The organism is Bacillus sp. JJ864, from assembly GCF_036963045.1.
Classification (GTDB): domain Bacteria; phylum Bacillota; class Bacilli; order Bacillales; family Bacillaceae_G; genus Bacillus_A; species Bacillus_A pseudomycoides_C.
Genome location: NZ_JBALLY010000016.1, coordinates 23959 through 29230 on the forward strand (window position 1 = coordinate 23959; position 5272 = coordinate 29230).

At 38.0% G+C, this 5272-nt stretch carries 4 protein-coding genes; 3 read left to right on the plus strand and 1 reads right to left on the minus strand.

Annotated elements, in window-relative coordinates; translation table 11 throughout:
• The first annotated feature begins 69 nt into the window (after window positions 1-69).
• From V7024_RS03570 to V7024_RS03580, 3 genes are all read left to right on the plus strand, one after another.
• Window positions 70-1032 (plus strand): tRNA dihydrouridine synthase, encoded by a 963-nt coding sequence (locus V7024_RS03570; RefSeq protein WP_335515779.1) that lies wholly within the window; start codon window positions 70-72, stop codon window positions 1030-1032.
• Between the two features lie 669 nt (window positions 1033-1701).
• Entirely contained in the window at window positions 1702-2232 is a 531-nt protein-coding gene (locus V7024_RS03575; protein ID WP_335515767.1) for a DUF1456 family protein, read from the plus strand.
• A gap of 150 nt (window positions 2233-2382) precedes the next feature.
• Window positions 2383-3090, plus strand: a complete 708-nt coding sequence (locus V7024_RS03580) for a M48 family metallopeptidase (protein ID WP_335515770.1) — start codon at window positions 2383-2385, stop codon at window positions 3088-3090.
• 261 nt (window positions 3091-3351) lie between these two features.
• Here the strand turns inward: V7024_RS03580 and V7024_RS03585 are convergent, their stop codons facing one another.
• Window positions 3352-4854, minus strand: coding sequence for a carbohydrate-binding protein (locus V7024_RS03585; protein WP_335515773.1), 1503 nt, complete (start codon window positions 4852-4854; stop codon window positions 3352-3354).
• Between the last annotated feature and the right edge of the window lie 418 nt (window positions 4855-5272).

The following is a 5272-nucleotide window of genomic DNA, read 5'->3' on the forward strand; positions in this document are numbered from 1 at the left end:
AAGTTTCACTTTATATTTTTTGACCGAGAGTTTGAAGTTGTATCCATAGTGAGAGGATTTGAGTTTGAAATGATAGATAATTTTTGGCGTGATTTACCACGACCATTTTTTGTACTTGCACCAATGGAAGATGTGACAGATGTTGTTTTTCGTCACGTAGTAAATGAAGCCGGTCGACCGGATGTATTTTTCACAGAGTTTACAAACTCGGATAGCTATTGTCATCCAGAGGGTATGAAAAGTGTGCGTGGCCGTTTGATTTTTACAGAAGATGAACAGCCAATGGTGGCACATATTTGGGGGGATAATCCCGAATATTTCCGTCAAATGAGTATTGGCATGGCAGAGCTAGGATTTAAAGGTATCGATATTAATATGGGCTGCCCTGTACCGAATGTGGCATCGAGAGGGAAAGGTAGTGGCCTTATTCTGCGTCCAGACGTTGCGGCAGAACTTATTCAAGCAGCAAAGGCGGGCGGACTGCCTGTCAGCGTGAAAACACGACTTGGCTATAAGGATGTAAATGAGTGGGAGGAGTGGCTAACGCATATTTTAAAACAGGATATTGCGAACCTTTCTATTCATTTACGTACAAGAGAGGAAATGAGCCAAGTAGATGCGCATTGGGAGCTAATTCCGGAAATCAAAAAATTACGTGACCGTATCGCACCAAATACGCTACTAACAATCAATGGAGACATTCCTGACCGTCAAACTGGGCTGCAGCTTGCCCAGCAATATGGTATTGATGGCGTTATGATCGGGCGAGGTATTTTTAAAAATCCTTTTGCTTTTGAAAAAGAGCCAAAAGAGCATAGCAGTAAAGAATACCTTGATCTTTTAAGACTGCAGCTTGATCTTCAAGAGCAATATGCGGAAGCACTGCCACGTTCAATCACAGGGCTTCATCGCTTTTTCAAAATTTATGTCAAAGGATTCCGTGGAGCTGGTGAATTAAGAAATCAATTGATGAACACGAAATCAACAGATGAAGTGCGTGCATTGCTTGATAACTTTGGAAAAGAATGTTGATGGGACGGCGGGAAACTTTGACGATACCATCAAAGAAAGTATCATGAATATACTATCGCGATTAGTCATGATGACAACATTATGTGTAATTGTCGTCAACCTTTCAAAACTGTTTCAGCCTATGTCAGTGAACTGTGGAGGTTGAATGCGGGAAAGCCGTCTTTCATAAAATAAGTTTGGGGCAGGAAACCGGCAGTGTTTTTGAGAAATCAAAGCACTGCTTTTTCTTTTAGTCAACGCTTGGGCTATTTTACTACAAGCATGATTTATGGAGATGTACTTGAATTCATGGTACCGAGGCAATGTCTACGGTTGCTATCTCCAGTTCTGTACAAATGGCAGCATTTTAATGTTGCGGCGGAAAGAATCTTATCAGCGTACTTCTAGATTTAACAAATATGGACCAGATACATAGGCGCAATGAAAGAGACAAGAATGAATCAAAAAATCATTTGAATCTTTCCTCAGACTCAAGGTCTTCTTGGGGGTTTGGGTATAACCTTAACAAGTATTAATTTAGTTCAGACTATAAAACACACCTTTAAAGTGTTAAAGTATTAATTTAGCGGACATTAACTAAAAGGTTATATTAAACATGATAGTTTAAAGCATGTTAGAGGATAAATTTTAACTGCTGTATAAATAATCAACATTTTAGGAGGACTAACAATGGCAATGAGCAACAACGATATATTAAAAAGAGTGAGATACGCTCTAGATATAAAAGATATAGATATGGTGGAAATCTTTAAACTTGGTGGTATGGAAGTAACGAAAGAAGAAGTAGTTGATATGCTTACAAAAGTAAAGAAAAGTCCACAACATGAAGCTGAAAATGCTGATGTAGTCGAAGATGATTACGTATTAACATGCGATATGATGATGTTAGAGTCATTTTTAAATGGATTTATTACTTTAAAAAGAGGAAAGCAAGATCCGAAACCAGGGCAACCAGCTGGACAAGCGATGCCGTTACAGAGTAATGAAAGTGCCAATAACCTTCTTTTAAAGAAAATGAAAATAGCACTATCATTAACGAGTGAGGAAGTGCTTGATATATTAGACGGAGTGGGAGTTAAGGTAACAAAAGGAGAATTAGGAGCTCTATTAAGAAAAAAAGGCCATAAGAATTACAAAGAGTGCGGTGATAGATACGCAAGGAATTTCTTAAAGGGACTAGCTGTTAAATATAGAGGATAAGGAATAAGCATTGTAACTTCTTAACATTGCATGTGTATTCATGTTAAGAAAGTAGATGATACAATGGATGGAGTAGGAAGTTTGTATCCTACTCTTATTTTTTTAATACATCATGCAAAAATAACATGAACGAATATTCTAGGTGATGAAATGATACATACATATTTAGGTGAGACAATTAATTTTCATATAACTTACAAGAAAAAAAAATCTGTACGTATTTATATAGATTCTTACGGAAATGTTGAAGTCCAGGCTCCTAAAGGGACGCCTGTTGAATACGTGCTCCAATTGTTAGAGGAAAAATGGGATTGGATTCAGAAAACATCCAAGGAAATGAAGGATAGAAGGCTTGGGCCACAGGAGAAGGTCTATGATCAAGGGGAGAGTTTTCTATATTTAGGGAACACATATCCGATACAAATCTCTCAAGATGCAAGTATTGGGCAAGACCATGCAGTGTTTGAAGGGGATAAGCTACATATATATGTGAAACAGCTTGAGGATGAGAAAATAAAAAAAGCCTTAAAACGATTTTATTATCAGCAGTGTAAAGCGTTAGTAGAGAAGAGTATCCAATCATATCAAAGCAACTTTAAAACAAGGCCGCGTTCAATTCGTATTTCAGATAGTAACCGTACCTGGGGAACCTGTGATTCAAAGTTGCAGTTAACATTTAATTGGAAGCTAGCAATGGCACCGCCGAGGGTAATCGACTATGTAGTCGTTCATGAAATGTGCCATATGGTCCATCTAAATCATGATCGATCCTTTTGGCGCCTTGTTGGGAAAATAATGCCTGATTATAAGGAATTGGAAAACTGGTTAGCATTATCAAGCTGGAAAATGACTGTTTAGCAGTGACATCATTGGAGCGATTACTATTGCACTACAGTTTTAGTTTATAATTGCTTCTTCTCTTATAACTGAACTCACAAACACCCCATTGTATTGCCGCATACACTTTAGACATGTGGAGTGTGTGGCTTGGCTAAAGCTTATAAAATAAGGATTTTGAATTAATTGCCGATGTGATTGACCGCATCGGCATATTTTCGTTTCTACAATGAAAAACAGGAAGCAAAATGCTCCCTGTCCCACAGATACATCAACATTTTATCAAGAACTGAATGTAAACCAATCTATATTTCCGAAACCATCTCCGCTGCCTTTTGAAACGATATACAATTTATGTATCCCTGAAGCACCCGATACGCTGGAAGTTTGTGTAGCATATGTATCCCATCTTCCAGTAGGACCTATAGTAAATGTACCTATAAGGGTACCTGTTGGACTATCCAACCGCAGTTCAAGTTGCTTGTCTATAGTTGCATATGAAGGATCCATTCCTACGCTTGCGATGAACTTTGTTTTGCCTGTTCCAAAGTCAACAGTGTCATAACTAAGCCAGCTTCCGGAATTTATGTTGCCTACCACAGTGCCCGTTCCGGCACTATGTGTCAATATTCCCTTTGAACCGCTATAACTCTCAGCTTGTATCGTCGGGGATGGCGCAGGATTTGTTGGGATCTTCTCGACTTTCAGGCTTGACACTTGATGATTAAAGTTACCCAAATCATCAATATTACCTGTAACAACTGTCGATGCTCCACTATAATTTGCATCTGCAAATAAAGTTACTTGATAGCCTGGCGCAATGTGAATGGAAGAAATGGCATCATTGCCAATGCCTTTTACGAGCTGGTCATAATCATAATTTCCAGAGCCGAGTAATTCTGATGGACCACCAAAAGCAGTTCCACTGTAAACCGTCACAGGCATTTCAACACCGTTTAAGCGAAAAAACATATCTATGAATCCGGCGGTCTCACGCTCCGCTTGATTCAACTGATTAAGGATCGGAGTTTTTACCGTGCTCTTCCACATGTCGGAATAATAATTACTGGTAGCTGCTTGCCAGAACCAACTAATGATAGAATCATTCCACACTTGAGGCATAACGGATTTCGCTTGTACTGCAGCTTGATGAATCCATAGCCCAGGATCCGTTGAAGATACCCAATTAAATAGACCTGAATCTGGAACCGTCACTTGATTTTGAATACTTTCGGAATATGATTCGAGTTTCGAATGATATCCAGGTGCTTGATGATCAAGATTTGAAATATTTGAAGCATGAAGAGGCATTGTAACATCTGTAAAATAGTGCAAAGATATCCCTAAGTAATAGAATGTATTGTAAAAATCGCCATTTTTGTAGTAGTCCGATGCTAGATTAAAATACTTCACCCCTGATTGGCGTGCTGTTGGATAAGACCCTCCCGCATAATTCGTTTGCGTGTCTGGATCATAAAAGTGGGACAAAAATGTGCTAGTATCATAAAAAGGATTAATGTGATCAGCATCGTACAAGCCTTGCTCCCAACGATCACGAAACTGTTCAAGCAGATTGCTTGGCTTCTTAATTGCAGGGTTCGCATTGCCAGAAATAAGTTTGATACCGTTGTTTACGATAAAAAGATGTGTACTTTGATCTTGATTATGCGGATCTTCGCAAGACCAAGCGAAAGCTTTTGGAATACTGCCGAATAATGAAGTGATGGTAATTGCACTTATGGCAGCTAATGACAATAGTTTTTTAGTTCGAATACGTTTTTTCATCATACACCTTCTCTATGTTTTTTGATGTTGTCACACCGGTAATAATGCTAAGCATAAAGAAGTTTTGTTAACGTAATATTATTGTTATGTGAATCTTTGTTTAATTTTGTCGTTTTTTGACAAAGAATATTTGTAATTTTTTTGTCCGTTTTTATTGAAAAATAACGAAAAACCACCGATACATAGCATGAAAATGCCTAGTTTGGAGCGGACTCATGATTATCCCAATGAATGTGGCAGCTTATTCGTCTGTCTAATTCTTTCTGATGTTTTAAAGTGATTTTTTCAACTATTTACTGATTACACCTCGTGGTTACAAATCTTTTTAATTCTTTAACTATTAACTTTTAACAAATATATATATCCATTTTAATTTTCCGACATATAAGTCGCTGCTATGCAGAATACAACATGACCG

Coding starts and splice junctions, on each gene's coding strand:
- V7024_RS03585 (WP_335515773.1), bottom strand. CDS start 4,854: ATGAAAAAACGTATTCGAACTAAAAAACTATTGTCATTAGCTGCCATA.
- V7024_RS03575 (WP_335515767.1), top strand. CDS start 1,702: ATGGCAATGAGCAACAACGATATATTAAAAAGAGTGAGATACGCTCTA.
- V7024_RS03580 (WP_335515770.1), top strand. CDS start 2,383: ATGATACATACATATTTAGGTGAGACAATTAATTTTCATATAACTTAC.
- V7024_RS03570 (WP_335515779.1), top strand. CDS start 70: ATGATAGATAATTTTTGGCGTGATTTACCACGACCATTTTTTGTACTT.